We start from the raw sequence: 21,519 nt of genomic DNA, 5'->3' as shown, positions 1-21,519 counted from the left end.
TGAATTTCCAGAGGAATTTGAAGGATAAGTATTAGGTTAAATATTTATTTAAAATAATTGGCTAAAAAATTATTAAAATAGTATAGTTTTATATAAAATAGGACATAATATTCCTAAGGAGGGATATTATGTTTGAAAATGAAAAAACTAAAAAGGCATTATTTATAACTATATTAATAATTATTTTTGGAATAAGTTATTATATTACTATGAGTAAATTAAAAAATAGGGAAATGGATTTAAATAAAAGATTAGTTAATACAGAAGAAAATATAGATAAAATGACAATTCAAACTAGTACAGATGAAACTATTTCCAAAAATTCTAAATTAGTATTTAAAATTAAATATAAGAAGAGTGGAGAATGTATAAAACAAAAAGAAGAAAAAGCAAATAAATTTGCAGGAAAAACTAAAAAGGAATTAGAAGATTTTTATGAAAAATCAGGTTATGAAGTGAATGAGGTTACTAAAAAAGAAGTAATATTAGTAAAAGAAGTAGATAAATATTCTCCTAATAAATATGTTTTAGGAATAAAAGATGGACATATAGCTATATATAAAACAGATAAAAATGGAGATATGTATATTGAAAATCCAGAAGATATTACAGATATTGGCATAAATAACTTAAAAGAAGAAGATATAAATCTTTTAATAAATGGTGATAAGTATTTTCAATGTAATAAAAAAGAAGATGTTGAAGCAATCCTCGGGGACTATGAGTAGTATTCCCGAGGATTTTAAGTTGAATTAATTTAATTAAAATGATAAAGTATTATTTAGGAATTTAAGCTTTACTTTTAAAGTAAAGTTATTGCTTTAGGGGTGAATTTTGTGTACGAGTATATAAAAGGAAAGTATATGGGTATGAATAAAGAGTATATTATTATAGAAAATAATGATATAGGGTATAAGATTTATGCTTCAGGAAATACCATTACAAATATGCCTAAAATAAATGAAAGTGTGATTTTATATTTACAACAAATAGTTAAACAGGATTCTATAGAATTATATGGATTTTTAACAAAAGAAGAAAGAAATATGTTTAATATTTTGTTAACTATAAACGGCGTAGGAACTAAAGCTGCTATGTCTCTTTTATCTATAACTAATGTAAATAAATTGAAATATGCTATTTTATCAGGAGATGAAAATACTATTACAAGAGCTCCAGGCATAGGAAAAAAGACAGCACAGAGAATTATATTAGAATTAAAAGATAAGATAAAATTAGATAATAGTGAAATAGATACTATAGAAGATGAAAGTTATGACTCTAGCAAAGTTTGGGAGGCATTAGAGGCTTTGGTATCTTTAGGTTATTCAAAAAGCGAAGCAGAAAAAGCTTTAAATAAAATAGATAAAAATCAATCAATAGAAGATATAATAAAGAATTCTTTGAAATATTTAATGAACTGAAAGGGGTTAGTTTATGGAAAAGAGAATGGTTAGCCCTTTAAGTATAGGTGAAGATTTTAATGTAGATTGTAATTTAAGACCAAGCAGGTTTCAGGATTATATAGGTCAAAATAAGGTAAAAGAAAAGTTAAATATTTTTATACAAGCTGCTAAAAATAGAGATGAATCTTTAGATCATGTTTTACTTTATGGACCTCCAGGCTTAGGAAAAACTACATTAGCTAATATAATAGCTAATGAAATGGGGGGGAATTTAAAAGTAACATCAGGACCTGCTATAGAAAGAGCAGGAGATTTAGCAGCTATATTAACTAGTTTAGAAAATTTTGATGTTTTGTTTATAGATGAGATACATAGATTAAATAGAGCTGTAGAAGAGATATTATATCCTGCTATGGAAGATTACTCTTTAGATATAGTAATAGGAAAAGGAGCCCGAGCTAAATCTATAAGATTGGATTTGCCTAAGTTTACTCTTATAGGTGCAACCACTAGAATAGGTCTTTTAACATCTCCTTTAAGGGGAAGATTTGGTGTGCTTTGTCCTATGGAATTTTACAATGAAGAAGAATTAAAATATATAATTATAAGGTCCTCTAAAATACTTAATATAAGCGAAATAGATGAGGAGGCTGCTTTAGAAATAGCTAAAAGATCTAGAGGTACTCCTAGAATAGCTAATAGACTTTTAAAAAGAGTTAGGGATTACTCAGAAGTTAAAGGTGATGGAACTATAAATATGAAAACTACTAATGCAGCTTTAAAACTTTTGGATGTAGATAATGAAGGTTTTGATAGTATAGATAATAAAATATTAAAGGCAATAATAGATAATTTTAAAGGGGGACCTGTAGGATTAGAAACTCTTGCATATTTTATAGGAGAGGAAATTGATACCATTGAGGATGTATATGAACCATATCTTTTGCAAAAAGGTTTTATAATTAGAACTCCAAGAGGTAGAATAGCATCAGATAAAGCATATAAACACTTAAATAGATACAAAAAATAATGCTTTTAATATAGAAATGGAGAGTGAAAAAGTGAAAGCAGAGGAATTTGATTTTTATTTACCAGAAGAGCTTATAGCACAATATCCCCTTGAAAAAAGAGATGAAGCTAGATTAATGGTTGTAGATAAAAAAACAGGACAAATAAAACATAAAATATTTAAAGATATAATAGATTATTTTCAGCCAGGAGATTGTCTAGTATTAAACGATACTAGAGTTATACCAGCTAGATTACTAGGTGTAAAAGAGGGAACTGGTGGTAAAATGGAGTTTTTATTATTGAAAAGAATAGATAAAGATTCCTGGGAGATATTAGTTAAGCCAGGTAAAAGAGCTAAGGTAGGCTCTAGATTTGTTTTTGGAAATGGTGAATTAGTAGGAGAAATTAAAAGCATAGGAGAAGAAGGCAGCAGAATAGTTGAGTTTCAGTATGAGGGAATTTTTGAGGAAGTGTTAGATAAATTAGGACAAATGCCTCTTCCACCTTATATAAAAGAAAAATTAGAAAATAAAGAAATGTATCAAACAGTATATTCCAAAGAACAAGGTTCAGCAGCAGCTCCTACTGCAGGACTGCATTTTACAGAAGAACTTTTAAATAAAATAAGAGATATAGGTGTAAATGTAGTATTTTTGACTTTGCATGTAGGATTAGGAACTTTTAGACCAGTAAAGGTAGAAAACATAGAAGATCATAATATGCATTCAGAATATTATAATATGAGTAAAGAAACAGCAGATATAATAAATAAAACTAAAGAAAATGGTAAAAAAGTAATAGCTGTAGGAACTACATCTAGTAGGACATTAGAGACTATAGGCGATGAAAATGGAAGAGTTAAAGAACAATCTGGATGGACTAATATATTTATATATCCTGGATATAAGTTTAAAATAGTGGATGAATTAATTACTAATTTTCACTTACCACAATCTACATTAATAATGTTAGTAAGTGCTTTAGAAGGAAAAGAACTTATTATGAAAGCTTATAATGAGGCTGTTAAAGATAAGTATAGATTTTTTAGTTTTGGAGATGCTATGTTACTAAAATAAGGAGAGTGTGTTTATGTACAAATTGATAAAAATGTGCGGAAAAGCTAAAAGAGGAGAATTTGTAACACCACATGGTACTATTCAAACACCTGTATTCATGAATGTAGGCACATTAGCGGCAATAAAGGGAGCTGTTTCTACTATGGATTTAAAGAAAATAGGATGCCAAGTAGAATTATCTAATACATATCATTTACATTTAAGACCAGGAGATAAAATTATAAAAAAAATGGGTGGTCTTCATAAGTTTATGAATTGGGATAGACCGATTTTAACAGATTCCGGTGGATTTCAAGTATTTTCACTGGCAAACATAAGAAAAATACAAGAAAAAGGAGTTTATTTTAATTCTCACATAGATGGAAGAAAGATATTTATGGGACCAGAAGAAAGTATGCAAATACAAAGTAATTTAGGTTCTACTATAGCTATGGCATTTGATGAGTGTGTAGCTAATCCATCTCCAAGAGAATACGTGGAAAGATCAGTAGAAAGAACTACAAGATGGCTTGAAAGATGTAAAATAGAGCTAGATAGATTAAACTCTCTACCAGATACTATAAATAAAAAACAAATATTATTTGGGATTAACCAAGGTGGAGTGTATGATGATATAAGAATAGAGCATGCTAAAACTATAGCTAAAATGAATTTAGAAGGATATGCTATTGGAGGTTTAGCAGTAGGAGAAAGTCATGAAGAAATGTATAGAATTATAGATGCAGTAGTTCCTCATCTTCCAAAAGATAAACCTCTATATCTTATGGGAGTAGGTACACCAATTAATATATTGGAAGCAGTAGATAGAGGAGTAGATTTTTTTGACTGTGTATTACCAGCTAGAAATGGAAGACATGCTCATGTGTTTACTAAGTATGGTAAAATAAATTTATTAAATGCAAAGTATGAATTGGATGAAAAACCTATAGATGAAGGTTGTCAGTGTCCTGCTTGTAGACATTATTCTAGAGCTTATATAAGGCATTTATTTAAAGCCAAAGAAATGTTGGCTATGAGACTTTGTGTATTGCATAATTTGTATTTTTATAATAATTTAATGAAAGAAATCAGAGAAGCTATTGAAGGAGATTATTTTAGCCAATATAAAACACAAAAGTTAGAACAATGGGGAGGAAAAGCTTAGTATATATTTAATATTAAATATATATATAAAATATTTTAATACAAAAAAGGAGGAATACTATGGGTCAATCAGCTTTTACAGCCTTTATACCATTAATATTTTTTATAGCCTTTTTCTATTTAGTAATATACATGCCTGAAAAAAACAGAAAGAAAAAATATGATATTATGATAAAAGGATTAAAGGCAAATGATGAAATTTTAACAAGAGGAGGTATAATAGGGAAAATAGTCAATATTGAAAAAGACTATGTAATTATTCAATCAGGTCCAGATAGTGTAAGATTTAAACTAGAAAAAAACGGAATACTACAAGTATTCAATAAAACCATAGAAGAGCCAAAGAAAGGTTTGTTTAGTAAAGAAAAAAAGGAAGAAAAACAAAATAAAGAATATAAAGAAGTTAAGGAAGAAAAATAAAAATATTTAAAACAAAAGTAATTATAGTAAAACATCTCTTGTATAAATAATATAGGAGGTGTTTTATAATGAACAAAAGTAATTATTCATTTATAGCTGATGGTGTATTAAGAAGTAGTATACTTACAGTTGTTTTACTTTTGATATTTTCTATTGTAATGACATTTAAAGATTTAAGCAGTATAAGTTCTACATTTTACTTAGTAACTACTATTTTAAGTGTAATGTATGGTTCTATTTTTGCTGTGAAAAAAATAAACAAAAAAGGTTGGTTAGTAGGAATATTAGTTGCATTATTATATATGACAGTAATTTATATTGTATCTATTTTATCTGGAAATACAAACTCTATTGAAATGAACAGAGTTATTAGGTTATTACTAGCTTTAGTAGTAGGGGCTTTATCTGGAATTATAGGTATAAATATTTAGAAAAACTTTATTTAGAAATAATGTTATGTTATAATAAAAGAGAAACTGATTTTTTGAAATGGAGGCGTTAGTATTATGAAGCATATAAAAACAATAAATAAAAATAACATAAAAAGTAGTTTGAATAAACCAGGATGTAAAGAATGTGCAAATTCATGCCAATCAGCATGTAAAACTTCTTGCACAGTAGCAAACTTAGCATGTGAAAATTAATATATGTTAAAGCAGTAACTTTTATAAGGTTACTGCTTTAAATTTAGTTAGGGAGGAAAAAAAATTGGCAAATATACATAAATTTATACAAGACAATGTTTATTATGTAATTGATGTAAATTCCGGATCTATTCACGTAGTGGACAAGTTAACCTATGATATATTAGATGATGAAAAATTAAAACCTATAGAAACTATTTTAGATTTATATAAAAGTAAATATTCAAAGGAAGAAATAGAAGAATCTTATGCTGAAATACAAGAATTAATAAAGGAAGAGTGTTTATATTCAAAAGATTTGTATGAAACAATAGCAAATAATTTGTCTGAAGAACATTCTTATATAAAAGCATTATGCTTAAACATAGCTCACGATTGTAATTTAAGATGTAAATATTGTTTTGCTGATGAAGGAGAATATAAAGGAAAAAGAGAAATAATGTCTCCGGAAGTTGGAAAAAAAGCTATTGATTTTGTAATTAAAAATTCAGGACCTAGAAAAAACATAGAAGTAGATTTATTTGGAGGAGAGCCATTAATGGCTTTTGATACTATAAAAGAAATAGTAGAGTATGCCAAATCTCAGGAAAAACTTTATAATAAAAATATAAGATTTACTATGACTACTAATGCTACTTTATTAACAGAGGATGTAATGGAATATTTAGACAAAAACATGGGAAATATAGTATTAAGTATTGATGGAAGAAAAAATGTAAATGACAATGTAAGATTAAGAATAGATGGATCAGGTACTTATGATACTATAATGCGTAATATAAAAAAGATGGTAAAAATGCGAGATAAATCTAAACAATACTATGCTAGAGGTACATTTACTAGAAATAATTTAGATTTTTTTCAGGATATAATGCATTTAGCAAATGAAGGATTTGATGAAATATCTATAGAGCCAGTAGTGCTTCCAGAAGACCATGATTTATCTTTAAGAGAAGAAGATTTACCTATTATATTTGAACAATATGACAAACTTTATAAGGAAATGCTAAATCGTTATAAAGAAGGAAAAGAATTTAAATTCTATCACTTTAATATAGATATTCAAGGAGGTCCTTGTGTTTATAAAAGAATTTCAGGATGTGGTGCAGGTCATGAATATGTAGCTATAACTCCTACAGGAGATATATATCCCTGTCATCAATTCGTAGGAAATGAAGATTTTAAAATGGGAAATGTATTTAAAGGAGATATAAATTTAAGTATATCAAAACACTTTAAAAATGCTCATATATATAATAAACCAGAATGTAGAGAGTGTTGGGCTAGGTTTTATTGTAGTGGTGGATGCCAAGCTAATAATTTTAACTTTAATAAAGATATCCATGTACCTTATAAATTGGGTTGTAAGATGCAGAAAAAAAGAATAGAATGTGCTATAGCATTAAAAGTAAAAATTATGGAGGAAGCTTAAAGTACAAAGGAGGATAAAAATGAAAAGTAAGAGAAAAAATAAAAAAGGTAAAAGCTTGGCTTTGTTTATAGTTTGTGTTTTATTAATAGGATTAGTAGCTTATGTATGTGCTTTCGGAACTAAAGTTGGAGGATATGTAGTTAAACCTTTTTCTAAAACAATAAACAAAGGACTTGATTTACAAGGAGGAGTTTCTTTAGTGGAAGAAATTCAATCTAATAATGTAGACCAAAAAACTATAGACAGAACTATAGAACTTTTATCTATGAGAGTAAATAAATTGGGAGTTAGTGAAACTACGGTTACACGAGAAGGACAAAAGAGAATAAGAATAGAAATACCGGGAAAATACGATGCTAAGGAAGTTATAGAAAGCGTAGGAAAAACAGGAGAACTTAAATTTATAGGACCAGATAATCAAGTTATTCTTACAGGTAAAGATGTGAAAGATGCCACAGCATACATGAATTCTGAGGATAATAGCCCAACTGTTGGATTGGAATTAAATGAATCAGGAACTAAGAAATTTGCAGAAGCAACAAAAAAGTTTTTAGGTCAACCTATAGCTATATATATGGATGAAGAACCACTTACTAAGCCTGTGGTTAATAATGTAATAACTAGTGGTAAAGCTGTAATAACAGGAAGTAAAAGTATGGATGAAGCTAAAAGACAAGCTAGTATAATAAAATCTGGAGCATTACCAGTAGTTGTAAAACCTGTAGAAGTTAAGACAGTAGGAGCTACATTAGGTTCTAATGCTCTGCCATTAAGTGTTAAAGCAGGAGTAATAGGAATATCACTTATATTTTTATTTATGATTTTATATTATAAAGTACCAGGAGTAATAGCAGATATTGCATTAGTATTATATATATTATTAGTACTTTTAACTTTTACTGGAATAAAAGCTACACTAACTCTTTCAGGAATAGCAGGATTTCTTTTAACTATAGGTATGGCAGTAGATGCCAATATACTTATATTTGAAAGAATAAGAGAAGAATTAAGAAATGGTAAGTCTATAAAGTCAGCAGTAGATTCAGGATTTCATAGAGCTCTTTCTTCAATTTTAGATTCTAATATAACTACTATTATTGCAGGAGTTGTACTTTATGAGCTAGGATCTGGAGCAGTTAAAGGATTTGCATTAACTCTTATGATTGGAGTAATATTAAGTATGTTTACTGCAGTTACAGTATCTAGATTTTTATTAAAATTAGCAGTGGAAGCAGGAATACTAAGTAAGCTATGGCATTTTGGCGTAAAAAAGGAGGCAAACTAGTATGCGTTTTAAAAACACTCTAAAAATAATAGAAAATACTAAAATATGGTTTACAATTTCTTTAATAATAATAGTAGTGGGTTTTGGAGCATTAATTACAAAGGGATTAAATTATGGTATTGACTTTAGAGGTGGTACTATATTAGTAATAGAAATGGAAAAAGATTTTAATAAGCCAGATGTAGATAAAATAGTAAAAAAATATGCCAGTGATGCTATTACAAATAAAGCTAATAGAACTCAAATTGAAATTAAAAGTAATAATATAACAGATGATGAAGCAAAAAAAATATTTTCTGAGCTAAAAGGTAAATATAAATTGAAAGATAAAGATTTAGTTTCACAAAATAGAATAGGTGCTTCTGTAGGTAAAGAATTAAAACAAAAAGCTGTAACATCTCTTGTTTTAGCTACATTAGCTATGCTTTTATATGTAGCAATAAGATTTGAATTTAAATTTGGCTTAGCTGCTATATTAGGATTAGTACATGATATTATGATAACAATAGGAGTATATGCTATTTTTCAAATTCCTCTTAATTCAAGTTTTATAGCTGCTATATTGACAATTGTAGGTTATTCAATTAATGACACTATAGTAATATTTGATAGAATTAGAGAAAACAAGAAGAAGTTTAGAAAAATAAACGATGAAGAATTAGCAAATATTAGTATAACTCAAACTATGTCTAGGTCAATAAATACAGTATTAACAACGTTAATTACTATAACAAGTGTATACATATTAGTACCCTCAGTAAGAGATTTTACATTTCCTTTATTAATAGGTATAGTATGTGGATGTTATTCATCTATATTTATATCTAGTCCTATATGGGTTATATTTAAAAATAAATCTTTAAAGAAGGCTAGAGCTTAATTTACTAAAACAATGAAAAATCCAGAGGAAATATCTTCTGGATTTTTTATTTTATACTAGGGCTTCTTTAAAAATATTTGTAAAAAGCAACAATTTAAATTATAATATAAATGTTTTCGATAAATTTGGAGGATTAAGTTATGGAGATGCTAAGTAGAGTTATGGAATTTTATTATAATCCTTTTCTTTTAAGTGATATGGAAAAAGCATTGCATAGAATTGTTGCGGCAGTAAATAAAAGAGAAAAAATTGTAATATATGGACATCATGATTTAGATAGTATAACAGCTATATCCTTGTTGCTACTTGTTTTAAATTATGTAAAAGCGGATGTAGAATATTTTATTCCTGATGATGAAAAAAAAGGATTAAATGAAGATGTTGTAGAAAATCATATAAAATTTTTAGGAGCAAGTCTTATAATTACAGTAGGGTGTGGAACAAGTTTTTCATCAGAAGTTGAGCTATGTAAAAAATTTGGAATAGATTTGATAATAACAGATTATCATAAAAGTAATAGTTTACCTAGTACTATAATTGTTAATCCTAATAAAATTAAATGTACATATCCATGTAAAGATTTATGTGGAGTAGGAGTTGTTTATAAATTAGTGCAAGCATTGTCTGTGTACTACAATATGAAATATGTAAACAAGTATTTAGATCTTGTTATGTTAGGTACTATTTTTAAGAGTTCAAAAATAGTTAATGAAAACAAAAGTATAGTAGATATGGGAATACAACAATTAAAAAATACTAATAATTATGGATTAAAAGCATTAATTAAAGTTTATAAAGTAATGAATATTAATAGAGAAAGTATTAATAAGTTAATTTTTGATATAACTCCTGCTTTAAATGTAACAAAATACATTAATAATGCTAAAATAGCAGTAGAGTTATTTACTACTAGTGATAATGATAGAGCAGAACAAATAGCAAAATACTTTAAAAATCAAACTAGAGTAATGCATATTTATTTATAAAATATAATTTGATATTGAATATATATTTGTTTAATATATAATTAAAAATGTAAGTAAAAAAATTACTTTTTATAAATTTAATCTAATAAAACTAATTTGTATTGTACATAGGAGGAATAAAATTGGAATTAAAGGGAAAAATAAGAATAATAGAAGATTTTCCTGCAAAAGGAATAAGTTTTAAAGATATTACAACTTTGTTAAATGATAAAAACGCTTTCAGATATACTGTTGATAAAATGGCAGAAAACTTAAAAAATAAAAATATAGATTTAATAGTAGCTCCGGAAGCTAGAGGATTTATGTTTGGTTCAGCTCTGGCTTATACAATAGGAGCTGGATTTGTTCCTGTTAGAAAAAAAGGAAAACTTCCTTGTGAAACTATGCAAGTTTCTTATGATTTAGAATATGGAAAAGATGAGTTAGAAATTCATAAAGATGCTATAAAGCCAGGTGAAAGAGTTGCAATAGTAGATGACTTATTAGCTACTGGAGGCACAATTTCATCAGTAGCTAAATTAGTAGAAAAATTAGGAGGAGAAATAGTTTCTATAGATTTTGTAATAGAATTAACAGATTTAAAAGGCATAGATGAATTAAAAGGCTACAATGTTAATTCATTAGTTAAGTATAATGTTTAATATTTTCTATAAAAGGTTTAAAAAAACAAATTAAATTGCAAGTTTCTACAAAATATAATATAATATTAATAAAAAAATATGGCTGGTTTTTTAAACCAGCCATTGATTTTAAGGGAGTAACGTCATGTTAGATAGATTAATTTGTGAAGTAAGAAAAAATTCTAATAATTTAAATGAAGAGTTTTTGGTGAAAGCCTATAATTTTGCTAAAGAGGCACATAAACATCAAAAAAGAGAATCAGGAGAAGCCTATATTAGCCATCCAGAAGAGGTGGCATTTATACTAATGGAATTAGGAATGGATACAAATACTATAGCTGCAGGATTACTGCATGACGTTGTAGAAGATACAGAATATACCTATAATGATGTAAAAGAAATGTTTAATAAAGAAGTAGCGGATTTAGTTGATGGAGTTACTAAATTAGGAAAAATAAAATATAAAACAAAAGAAGAACAGCAAGCAGATAATATACGTAAAATGCTTTTAGCTATGGCAAAGGATGTTAGAGTAATACTTATAAAGCTTGCGGATAGACTTCATAATATGAGAACTTTAAGGTATATGTCTGTGGAAAAACAAAAAGAAAAAGCAAAAGAAACCTTAGATATATATGCTCCTCTTGCACATAGACTTGGAATATCAAAAATTAAGTGGGAATTAGAGGATTTATCTTTTAGATATTTAAATCCTAATGAGTATTATTATTTAGTAAGAAAAGTAGCAGATAAAAGAGCAGAAAGAGAAGCTTATATAGCAGAAATTATAGATCAATTAGAAAATAATCTTATTAAATCTGGAGTATATTCAGAAATAGAAGGTAGACCTAAACATTTTTATAGTATATATAGAAAAATGTTAAAGAAAAATAAAACTATAGATCAAATATTTGATTTAACAGCAGTAAGAATATTAGTAGAAACAGTAAAAGATTGTTATGCTTCTTTAGGGATAGCTCATACTATGTATAAGCCTATGCCTGGAAGATTTAAAGATTATATAGCCATGCCTAAACCTAATATGTATCAATCTTTACACTCTACTGTTATAGGACCTCAGGGAAAACCTTTTGAAATACAAATAAGAACTTTTGAAATGCATATAACAGCAGAATATGGTATTGCTGCTCATTGGAAATACAAAGAAGGTATAAGTGGTGAAAATACTATAGAATCTAAACTTTCCTGGCTTAGAGAAATGTTGGAATGGCAAAAAGAAACTTCAGATGCATCAGAATTTATGGAAGCTTTTAAAATAGATTTATTTTCAGATGAAGTATTTGTATTTACCCCTAAAGGTAAAGTAATTAATTTACCTTATGAAGCTACACCAATAGATTTTGCTTATAAAATACACACAGATATAGGTCATAAATGTATTGGTGCAAAAGTAAATGGGAAAATGGTTACTTTAGAGTATCATTTAAAAACAGGAGAAATAGTTGAAATATTAACAGCTTCTAATTCAAAAGGTCCTAATATAGATTGGATAAATATAGTAAAGAGTAATCAAGCAAAAAGTAAAATAAGAGCTTGGTTTAAAAAAGCAAAAAAAGAGGAAAATACTAGTAAAGGGAAGGAGCTTTTAGAAAGAGAAGCTAAAAAACAAGGATATAATTTTGGTGAAATTGCTAAAGGGGAAGAATTTGAGCATATATTAAGAAAATATAATTTAAATAACATGGAAGATTTATATGCAGCAGCAGGTATAGGAACTGTAATGGCATCTAACATAGTATTTAAGCTTAAAGAGCATTATATAGACAAAAATAAAAATGAAATGACACATAAGCAATTAAAGGAAATGGAAGAAAGAATTGTAAAAAATAATAAGCATTTAAGAAAAAAAAGCAAAGGTCCTGGTGTAATTGTAAAAGGTGAAAGCAATGTTTTGGTTAGATTTGCTAAATGCTGTAATCCTGTACCAGGTGATGATATAATAGGATATATAACAAAAGGAAGAGGAGTTTCTATTCACAGAAGAGATTGCAAAAATGTAGAAAATTTGATTATAAATGATGAAAATAAGTTAATAGAAGTTAGTTGGAATACTTCAAAACAAGCGGAATATATTACTGAAATACAAATAAGAGGAGAAGATAGATCTGGTTTGTTAGCAGAAATAATGCAATTATTAACAGCAACTAATACTCAATTGTATGCTATAAATGCAAAAACCAATAAAGGAAGTATTGCAAACATGAGCATAAAAATTAAAATATCTAATATAGACCATTTAAGAGATTTAATGAAAAAAATCAGAAGATTAAAAGGTGTTATTGATGTCTATAGAACAAAAAATTAATGTGGGGTGAAATGTATGAGGGCTGTAATACAAAGAGTAAAGTCATCAAAAGTAGAAATTAAGGGTGAAATTATAGGAGAAATAGGAAAAGGATTAAATGTATTATTAGGCATTTCTAAAGAAGATACTTTAGAGGATGTAAAATATCTTAAAGATAAAATACTAAATTTAAGGATATTTGAAGATGAAAATGGTAAACTAAACAAGTCTTTGTTAGATGTAAAAGGTGAAATATTAATAGTATCACAGTTTACTTTATATGGAGATTGTAGAAAAGGAAGAAGACCAAGTTTTACAGAAGCTTTAGGTGGGGAAGATGCTGAAAAGTTATATAGAGAATTTGTTAGTCAATGCAAAGATACTTTAAAAAAAGTTGAAACAGGAAAATTTGGAGCAGATATGTTAGTTTCTATAGAGAATGATGGACCAGTTACTTTATTAATAGAAAGTAAGAAAACTTTTTAATTTATTATTTATATAGGAGTGAATTGTATGGAAATAAAAGTTTTACCAGTAGGAGCTTATGAAGCTAATTGTTATATATTATTGGATGAGAATACTAAAGAAGCAGCTGTTATTGATCCAGGTGATAGTGGAAAATTTATAATTGATACAATAAAAGATTTAAAATGTAAAGTAAAATATATAATTTTAACCCATGGACATTTAGACCATACAGGAGCTGTAGATGATTTAAAAAAAGAATTTAATGCTCCAGTATGTATAAATGAAAAGGATGAAAAATTAGCATCTAAAAGTTCATTTATATTTGGGGAAATTAAATCAGATAAATATATAAAAGAAGGAGATATATTAGAAATAGGAAATATAAAATTAAAATGTATAGAAACACCAGGACATACTCCTGGAGGAATGAGTTTTTTAGTAGATAATATAGTATTTACAGGAGATACTCTTTTCTTTTGTTCTATTGGAAGAACAGATTTTGAAGGAGGAGATTATAGTACTATAATAAATAGTATAAAGACGAAGCTAACAGTTTTACCAGATGATACTATAGTTTTACCAGGACATGGTCCTAAGTCATCTATAAAAAATGAAAAAATGAATAATCCATTTTTATAAAATCAATTTATAAGGAGTAATTATGATAGTAAAAATAAAGTTAAATGATATAAAGTATAGATATGAAGTATATCACATAGTTAATCTTTTTTTTGATTTAGGCAGTGTTCAAATGGTGGATAATGAGTATGATTATTATATAAATATAAGCTCTGAAAAAGTAGTATGTAAAAGTAAATATGATGCTGAGGAATTTGTTTTCCAAGAAGATATTACTTTTAAAGAATTTATAAAAAAATCTATTTTTAAGTATTTTAGAAATAAAACAAAAAAAGAACTACCTTGGGGTACATTAATAGGTATAAGACCTAGTAAGATAGCTTTGGACTTAATTAATAAGGGAAAAACAGAAGAAGAAATAATAAATCATTTTATAAATCACAATATGACTAGAAAAGATAAAGCACAGTTATGTATAGATGTGGCAAAAGTTGAAAAAACCATGGTAAATAAAGATAACCATAAAGTAAGTGTATACATTGATATGCCTTTTTGCCCAACTAAATGCTTTTATTGTTCTTTTACTTCTAATCCAATATCTAAATGTAAAAACATAGTAAAGCCTTATTTAAAGGCTTTATCTTATGAAATAAAATATATGTCTAACTATATAAAAGATAAAAACTTAAAAATTGAAAATGTATATTTTGGAGGAGGTACTCCAACTTCTATAGATGAAGAAAGCTTTGAATATATAATGAATGAAATATATTCAAATTTTGTTTCTAATAAAAATATATGTGAATTTACAGTAGAATGTGGAAGACCAGATAGCATAAGTTTATCAAAATTAGAAACAATGAAAAAATACAAAGTTAATAGAATTAGTATAAATCCTCAAACAATGAATGATTCTACGTTAAAATCTATAGGAAGAGCACATACTAGCCAAGATGTAGTAGAAAAATTTAAATTAGCAAGAAAACTTGGATTTGGTAATATAAATATGGATCTTATTATAGGACTTCCAGGAGAAGGATTAAGAGAAGTAGAAAATACTTGTAATAAAATTTTAAATTTAAAACCAGATAGTATTACTATTCACGGATTAGCTATTAAAAGAGGCTCAATACTTTATGAAAGTATTGTAAATAATAATAAAATGAATACTGTAAGTCAAAAAGAAATAAATGAAATGTATAATGAAATAGTAAAACTTTCTGATAAATTAGGTATGAAGCCTTATTATATGTATAGGCAAAAAAATATGTTGGGCAATATGGAAAATGTAGGATACTCGATATTAGGAAAAGAAGGAATTTATAATATACAAATGATTGAAGAAAGACAATGTATTATAGCAATTGGAGCAGGAGCTGTTTCTAAAGTAATATTTTTAGATAAAAATAGAATTGAAAGAGTGGCAAATGTTAAAGATGTAAGAGAATATATAAAAAGAGTTACTGAAATGGTAGAAAAAAAGAAAAGGCTTTTAATGAATTGTATAAAAGCCTTTAGATAATATTAAGGAGGATATATAATGGAAATGCAAGCACCTAAGGGTACTAAAGATTTATTGCCTCAAAATTCATATAAATGGCAATACTTAGAAAGACTATTAGGAAATATAGCTAAAGTTTATGGCTGTAGAGAAATTAGAACTCCTATATTTGAACATACAGAATTATTTATAAGAGGAGTTGGAGAGACAACAGATGTAGTTCAAAAGGAAATGTATACTTTTAAAGATAAGGGAGATAGAAGTATAACATTAAAACCAGAAGGAACAGCTCCAGCAGTAAGAGCATTTGTAGAAAGTAGATTATTTAATGAAATGCAACCTACAAAGCTGTTTTATTTTACGCCAGTTTTTAGATATGAAAATGTTCAAAAGGGAAGGCTTAGACAACACCATCAATTTGGAGTAGAAGTTTTTGGAGCAAAAGATGCAACACTGGATGCAGAAATAATAAGTTTAGCAATGAGTGTATACCATAAATTAAAAGTTAAAAATTTAAAATTACATATAAACAGTATAGGATGTCCAAAATGTAGAAAAAAATATAATGAAGCTTTAAAAAATTATTTACATATAAATTATGAAAATTTATGTGATACATGCAAAACTAGGTTTGATAAAAATCCTATGAGAATATTAGATTGTAAAGATAAAAATTGCAAGAAAATTGTAAAGGATGCTCCATTGATTTTAGAATTTTTATGTGATGAATGTAGAACACATTTTGAAGATTTAAAAATTTATTTAGAAGCTATGGAAATTAATTATGAGGTAGATCCTCTTATTGTACGAGGTCTGGATTATTATACTAAAACTGTATTTGAAATAGTAGATGATAATATAACTGTATGTGGTGGTGGCAGGTACGATAATTTAATAGAGCAAATAGGAGGAACATCTATGCCAGCAGTTGGTTTTGGAATGGGTATAGAAAGACTTCTACTAACTTTAGAAGAGAACAATATAGATATACCAAAAGAGCCTCATATAGATTTGTATGTAGGATATATGGGGGATAAAGCTAAAATAGAAGCTGCAAAATTTGTAAATTTACTTAGAAGTAATAATTTAAAGTGTGAATATGATCATATGAATAGAAGTGTAAAAAATGAAATGAAATATGCCAATAAAATAGATGCAAAATTTACAGTAGTTATAGGAGAAAATGAGTTAACTTCTAATAAAGCTAAATTTAAGAGAATGAGTGATGGAGAACAATTTGAATTAGAACTAAATAATATAGATAGCATAATTAATATAATAAAATAACTTATATGTACAAAGACACAGGGAGGAATAAAAATGGGAGAATTATTAAATAGACTTAGAAGAAATACAATGTGTGGCGAACTTAGAGAATCTAATGTAGAACAAAAATATACTGTTATGGGATGGGTTCAAAGAAAAAGAAATCTTGGAGGACTAATATTTATAGATTTAAGAGATAGAACTGGGGTATTACAAGTAGTTTTTGGAGAAGAAATAAATAAGGAAGCCTTTGAAATTGCAGATACAATAAAGTCAGAATATTGTATAGCTATAACAGGAACTTTATATAAAAGAGAATCACCTAATAAAAACATTCCAACAGGAATGGTAGAACTTAAAGGTGAAAGTGTGAAAATATTATCAGAATCAGAAACACCACCTATATACATAAAGGAAAATTTAGATGCTGCAGAAAATATTAGATTAAAATATAGATATTTAGATTTAAGAAGACCAGATATGCAGAGAAACTTTATAATAAGACATAAAACAGCTAAAATAGTAAGAGATTTTTTAGATGAAAATGGATTTTTAGAAATGGAAACCCCAATGCTTACTAAAAGCACACCAGAAGGAGCTAGAGATTATCTTGTACCAAGTAGAAATTATCCAGGTAAATTTTATGCTCTTCCTCAATCACCTCAGCTATTTAAACAGCTTTTAATGGTTTCAGGATTTGATAGATATTTTCAAATAGTAAAATGTTTTAGAGATGAAGATTTAAGAGCCAATAGGCAACCAGAATTTACTCAAATAGATATGGAAATGTCTTTTGTAGAAGAAGATGACGTAATAGAATTAAATGAAAAATTAATAAAGAGAATATTTAAAGAAATATTAGATGTAGATGTACAAATTCCAATAGAAAGAATGCCTTATTCAATTGCTATGGAAAAATACGGAACAGACAAACCAGATTTAAGATTTGGTATGGAAATAGTTAATATAACAGAGGAAGTAAAAGAATGTGATTTTAAAGTATTTAGAGGTGCTATAGAAAATGGAGGTTCAGTAAGAGCAATAAAAGTTGAAAACTGTGCTGATATGGGAAGAAAGAAAATTGATAAATTATCAGATTTTGTAAAAAACTATAAAGCAAAGGGACTTGCATGGATAGCTTATAGAGAAAATGAAATTAAGTCACCTATAGCTAAATTTTTAAAAGAAGAAGAAATAAACAATATAATAAATAAAATGGAAGCTAAAAAAGGAGATTTAATATTAATAGTTGCAGATAAAAATAGTGTAGTTCTTCAAAGTTTAGGAGCTTTAAGAGTGCACATGGCTAAAGAATTAGAACTATTAAAAGATAATAAAGAATTTAAATTTGTATGGGTTACAGAGTTCCCTCTTCTATCTTATAATGAAGAAGAAAAAAGATATCAAGCAGAACATCATCCATTTACTATGCCTATGGATGAAGATATTAAGTACTTAGAAACTGAACCAGGTAAGGTAAGAGCTAAAGCTTATGATATAGTATTAAATGGAGAAGAATTAGGTGGAGGAAGTATTAGAATACATGATAGTAAACTTCAAGAAAAAATGTTTAAAGTATTAGGATTTAGCCAAGAGTCAGCTTGGGAAAGATTTGGATTTTTATTGGAAGCATTTAAATTTGGACCACCACCACATGGGGGATTAGCTTATGGACTAGATAGATTGATAATGTTCTTGTCTGGAACGGATAATATTAAAGATGTTATAACTTTCCCTAAAAATCAAAATGCCTTCTGTGCTTTAACAGAAGCTCCTAATGTAGTAGATGAAGAGCAGATTAAAGAATTAGGCATACGTACAAAATAAACTTAGATAATAAGCTTATTTTAGCAATTTTAATAAAATATAAATTATTTATAAAAAAAATATTAGTTTGTTTATAGTATAATATAAGTAAGAAGTATATTTTAGTAAAAATAAAATCCTACTGTGTTCGTATATTGAGTATAATTGATCTAACATCATTGAATAGGGAATCGGACTCTTCTTGTAGAATGATTTTGAGAATTTTTTAAAAACAAGAAGCAAGAAGGAGATACCCACCTGCAGGGGACGCGGGTTCAATAAAACTCATAAAACGGCATAGTGGGAGTTTTATTTTGCTATTTTTAGGGGGGTTGCATGTGAAAAAGGGGTATTTATATGTTGTAATAACAGCTTTTATATTCAGTACTATGGAAATAGGAGGTAAAATAATTTCCAATGAAATTAATCCATTTCAGCTTACTTTTTTAAGATTTTTAATAGGAGGATTATTTTTACTTCCCTTTGCTATAAAAGAATTTAAAAAAAGAAATTTAAAACTAGAAAAATATGATTTTTTTTATTTTATGTTAACAGGAGCATTATGCGTAATAGTTAGTATGGGATTTTTTCAACTTGCAATAGTATATACCAAAGCTTCTGTAGTAGCTATAGTATTTAGTACAAACCCTATGTTTACAATACCTTTTGCTTATTTTATACTTAAAGAAAATTTAACTAAAAGTACTATAATATCTTTAGTTTTAAGTTTTATAGGAATAATATGTATTTTAAATCCTTTTAACATTACTTTAGATATAAAAGGTATAATATTTGCAATATTAGCGGCATTAACATTTTCATTGTATAGTGTAATAGGAAAGATGAAAATAGAAAAGTATGGAGGTATTATAATGAATTGCTTTACTTTTTTAGTAGGAGATATAATTCTTTTTATAGGCATACTTTTATTTAAAATTCCTGTAATATCAGGGGTGTCATCTAGTAATATTATACATATAATTTACTTAGGGATAGTAGTTACTGGGTTAGGTTATTTATTCTACTTTTTTGCTATGGAAGAAACTTCAGCTTCTACAGCTTCTATAGTATTTTTTATAAAGCCAGCTTTAGCTCCTATTTTATCTCTAATAATATTAGCAGAAAATATACCTTTTAATACTTTATTAGGAATTGTATTTATACTTTTAGGTTCTTTTGTAACTCTTAAAGGTAAAAAAAATAAAGAAGCTCATGAATAGAGCTTCTTTATTTTTTTTATTTATTCTTCTGCAGTAACGCTATGATCTACTAAGTCATTTCGTTTAAATATCATCTTACCTACAATTAAGGCTATAATTGCAGGAACTAACCAAGCAAATCCCGCACTTGATAATGGTAATGCATCTAAAAATGCTTTAAGAGCAGGTATATCTGCATTAATACCAGTTGGACTAACTACTACAGAACTGAAACTAACTATTAATACTACGTAAATAGTTAAAGCTACTATTCTGTTATCTGGAATAAGTTTACCCATTAATGTAGTTATAATGAATATCATAGTAATAGGATACAATACTTGTAGTATTGGATCTGCAAAAGCAACTATATTATCAACACCCATTGAAGCAACAATTATACTTGCAAAAGAAAGTACTGCTGCGTTAACTTTGTATGGTATCTTATAGTTAGAAAGTTTAGTGAAGTATTGAGCAGATGCTGCAGTAATACCTATAGCAGTTGTTAAACATGCAAGTGCAACAACTATAGCTAAAGCAACTGCACCAAAGTTACCTAATGTTCTACGAGAAATTTCAACAACTAATTCAGTTCTTTCAATTTTTCCTGGGAATATTCCAGATAATTGAGAACCAAGTACAGTTAAACCTCCATATATTATAGCAAGACCACCAACAGCTATTACACCAGCTTTTGAAGTCATTTTTAATATATCATTATAAGTTTTATATCCTTTATCTCTAAAGGAACCTAGTATTAATGATGATAATATTGTAACTGTCATAGCATCCATGGTTTGATATCCTTGTACAAAAGACATTGGGAATACACCTGTAGCATTTGTATCGATTACATTTCCCATAGGAGATACAATACCTTTTACTATCATAACAATTAATAAAACTAATAGTCCTGGAGTTAATATTTTACCTATTGTGTCAACAATTGAAGATTGGTTATAAAGAAGCGCGTATGTAATTATAAAGTAAATTGTAACTGAAACAAGTCTGCTTGCACCTGGAAAAAATGGTCTTATTGATAATTCAAAAGTTGTAGAAGCAGTTCTTGGAACAGCTAATAGCGGTCCTATAGCTATAACTAATATTATTGAAGAAATTACAGAAAATTTCTTACCAACTCTTGCTGCCATATCTGGGAATATACCATTACACTTTGCACAAGCAAGTACACCCATTAATGGAAGTCCCGCAGCAGTTAATACAAAAGCAAATACAGCTATTAAATAATGGGTTCCTACAGTTTTACCAAGAAACGGGGGAAAGATTAAGTTACCGGCACCAAAGAACATAGAAAATAGAGCAAATCCTACGACTATGGCATCATTTGTAGATTTTTTCATAATAGAGTAAATTTCATATTTTATAATCATTGATTTTACTAACTTTTTTATTATTCAAAAAGGAAATTCACCCCAAAATGTCGAATATTTAAGTACCACCAAAAATACACAACAAAGAGGAGTGAATACTT

At 27.4% G+C, this 21,519-nt stretch carries 21 protein-coding genes and 1 other RNA gene; 21 read left to right on the top strand and 1 reads right to left on the bottom strand.

Annotated elements, in window-relative coordinates; translation table 11 throughout:
* Positions 1 to 128: 128 nt before the first annotated feature.
* The 21 genes from CLOACE_RS09345 to CLOACE_RS09245 all read left to right on the top strand — a co-directional run bounded on the left by CLOACE_RS09345 (position 129) and on the right by CLOACE_RS09245 (position 20,048).
* On the top strand, positions 129 to 728 hold the full coding sequence (locus CLOACE_RS09345; protein ID WP_070110842.1) for a hypothetical protein: 600 nt from the start codon (positions 129 to 131) through the stop codon (positions 726 to 728).
* A 108-nt stretch (positions 729 to 836) separates the two neighbouring features.
* Positions 837 to 1,424 (top strand): Holliday junction branch migration protein RuvA, encoded by a 588-nt coding sequence (gene ruvA, locus CLOACE_RS09340; protein ID WP_070110841.1) that lies wholly within the window; start codon positions 837 to 839, stop codon positions 1,422 to 1,424.
* Positions 1,425 to 1,437: 13 nt separating this feature from the next.
* The gene (gene ruvB / locus CLOACE_RS09335; protein WP_070110840.1) at positions 1,438 to 2,436 is read left to right on the top strand and encodes a Holliday junction branch migration DNA helicase RuvB; all 999 of its coding nucleotides are present in this window, start codon (positions 1,438 to 1,440) and stop codon (positions 2,434 to 2,436) included.
* A gap of 31 nt (positions 2,437 to 2,467) precedes the next feature.
* Entirely contained in the window at positions 2,468 to 3,493 is a 1,026-nt protein-coding gene (gene queA / locus CLOACE_RS09330; protein ID WP_070110839.1) for a tRNA preQ1(34) S-adenosylmethionine ribosyltransferase-isomerase QueA, read from the top strand.
* A 13-nt stretch (positions 3,494 to 3,506) separates the two neighbouring features.
* The gene (gene tgt, locus CLOACE_RS09325; RefSeq protein ID WP_070110838.1) at positions 3,507 to 4,637 is read left to right on the top strand and encodes a tRNA guanosine(34) transglycosylase Tgt; all 1,131 of its coding nucleotides are present in this window, start codon (positions 3,507 to 3,509) and stop codon (positions 4,635 to 4,637) included.
* A 59-nt stretch (positions 4,638 to 4,696) separates the two neighbouring features.
* Positions 4,697 to 5,056, top strand: coding sequence for a preprotein translocase subunit YajC (gene yajC / locus CLOACE_RS09320; protein ID WP_070110837.1), 360 nt, complete (start codon positions 4,697 to 4,699; stop codon positions 5,054 to 5,056).
* Positions 5,057 to 5,121: 65 nt separating this feature from the next.
* Positions 5,122 to 5,487: a TIGR04086 family membrane protein gene (locus CLOACE_RS09315; protein WP_175429457.1), complete on the top strand. Its 366-nt coding sequence runs from the start codon at positions 5,122 to 5,124 to the stop codon at positions 5,485 to 5,487.
* A gap of 75 nt (positions 5,488 to 5,562) precedes the next feature.
* On the top strand, positions 5,563 to 5,700 hold the full coding sequence (gene scfA, locus CLOACE_RS09310; protein ID WP_070110835.1) for a six-cysteine ranthipeptide SCIFF: 138 nt from the start codon (positions 5,563 to 5,565) through the stop codon (positions 5,698 to 5,700).
* A gap of 64 nt (positions 5,701 to 5,764) precedes the next feature.
* Positions 5,765 to 7,132: a thioether cross-link-forming SCIFF peptide maturase gene (gene scfB / locus CLOACE_RS09305; protein ID WP_070110834.1), complete on the top strand. Its 1,368-nt coding sequence runs from the start codon at positions 5,765 to 5,767 to the stop codon at positions 7,130 to 7,132.
* Positions 7,133 to 7,151: 19 nt separating this feature from the next.
* Positions 7,152 to 8,417 carry a protein translocase subunit SecD gene (gene secD / locus CLOACE_RS09300; RefSeq protein ID WP_070110833.1) on the top strand — a complete coding sequence of 422 codons (1,266 nt, stop codon included), beginning with the start codon at positions 7,152 to 7,154 and terminating at the stop codon, positions 8,415 to 8,417.
* A 1-nt stretch (position 8,418) separates the two neighbouring features.
* A complete protein-coding gene (secF, locus tag CLOACE_RS09295; protein ID WP_070110832.1) occupies positions 8,419 to 9,297 on the top strand; it encodes a protein translocase subunit SecF in 879 nt (292 codons plus the stop codon).
* 140 nt (positions 9,298 to 9,437) lie between these two features.
* A complete protein-coding gene (locus CLOACE_RS09290) occupies positions 9,438 to 10,283 on the top strand; it encodes a DHH family phosphoesterase (RefSeq protein WP_070110831.1) in 846 nt (281 codons plus the stop codon).
* Between the two features lie 122 nt (positions 10,284 to 10,405).
* Positions 10,406 to 10,924, top strand: coding sequence for an adenine phosphoribosyltransferase (locus CLOACE_RS09285; protein ID WP_070110830.1), 519 nt, complete (start codon positions 10,406 to 10,408; stop codon positions 10,922 to 10,924).
* 124 nt (positions 10,925 to 11,048) lie between these two features.
* Positions 11,049 to 13,229 (top strand): RelA/SpoT family protein, encoded by a 2,181-nt coding sequence (locus tag CLOACE_RS09280; protein WP_070110829.1) that lies wholly within the window; start codon positions 11,049 to 11,051, stop codon positions 13,227 to 13,229.
* A 15-nt stretch (positions 13,230 to 13,244) separates the two neighbouring features.
* Positions 13,245 to 13,694: a D-aminoacyl-tRNA deacylase gene (gene dtd / locus CLOACE_RS09275; RefSeq protein WP_070110828.1), complete on the top strand. Its 450-nt coding sequence runs from the start codon at positions 13,245 to 13,247 to the stop codon at positions 13,692 to 13,694.
* Positions 13,695 to 13,721: 27 nt separating this feature from the next.
* Entirely contained in the window at positions 13,722 to 14,315 is a 594-nt protein-coding gene (locus tag CLOACE_RS09270; protein ID WP_070110827.1) for an MBL fold metallo-hydrolase, read from the top strand.
* A gap of 22 nt (positions 14,316 to 14,337) precedes the next feature.
* Entirely contained in the window at positions 14,338 to 15,777 is a 1,440-nt protein-coding gene (locus CLOACE_RS09265) for a coproporphyrinogen III oxidase (protein ID WP_070110826.1), read from the top strand.
* Positions 15,778 to 15,795: 18 nt separating this feature from the next.
* Positions 15,796 to 17,043, top strand: a complete 1,248-nt coding sequence (gene hisS / locus CLOACE_RS09260) for a histidine--tRNA ligase (RefSeq protein ID WP_070110825.1) — start codon at positions 15,796 to 15,798, stop codon at positions 17,041 to 17,043.
* A 33-nt stretch (positions 17,044 to 17,076) separates the two neighbouring features.
* Positions 17,077 to 18,849, top strand: a complete 1,773-nt coding sequence (gene aspS / locus CLOACE_RS09255; RefSeq protein ID WP_070110824.1) for an aspartate--tRNA ligase — start codon at positions 17,077 to 17,079, stop codon at positions 18,847 to 18,849.
* Positions 18,850 to 18,961: 112 nt separating this feature from the next.
* Positions 18,962 to 19,139, top strand: a non-coding RNA gene (gene ssrS, locus CLOACE_RS09250) — 6S RNA.
* A gap of 27 nt (positions 19,140 to 19,166) precedes the next feature.
* On the top strand, positions 19,167 to 20,048 hold the full coding sequence (locus CLOACE_RS09245) for a DMT family transporter (RefSeq protein ID WP_084027609.1): 882 nt from the start codon (positions 19,167 to 19,169) through the stop codon (positions 20,046 to 20,048).
* A gap of 20 nt (positions 20,049 to 20,068) precedes the next feature.
* Here CLOACE_RS09245 and brnQ read toward each other — a convergent pair whose 3' ends face one another.
* Entirely contained in the window at positions 20,069 to 21,391 is a 1,323-nt protein-coding gene (gene brnQ / locus CLOACE_RS09240) for a branched-chain amino acid transport system II carrier protein (RefSeq protein ID WP_070110852.1), read from the bottom strand.
* Positions 21,392 to 21,519 lie beyond the last annotated feature (128 nt).

The sequence above is a fragment of the Clostridium acetireducens DSM 10703 genome, assembly GCF_001758365.1.
Lineage (GTDB): Bacteria > Bacillota > Clostridia > Clostridiales > Clostridiaceae > Clostridium_C > Clostridium_C acetireducens.
Note: the sequence above shows the minus strand (reverse complement) of the source record. Positions and strands in the feature narration are given on the sequence as shown.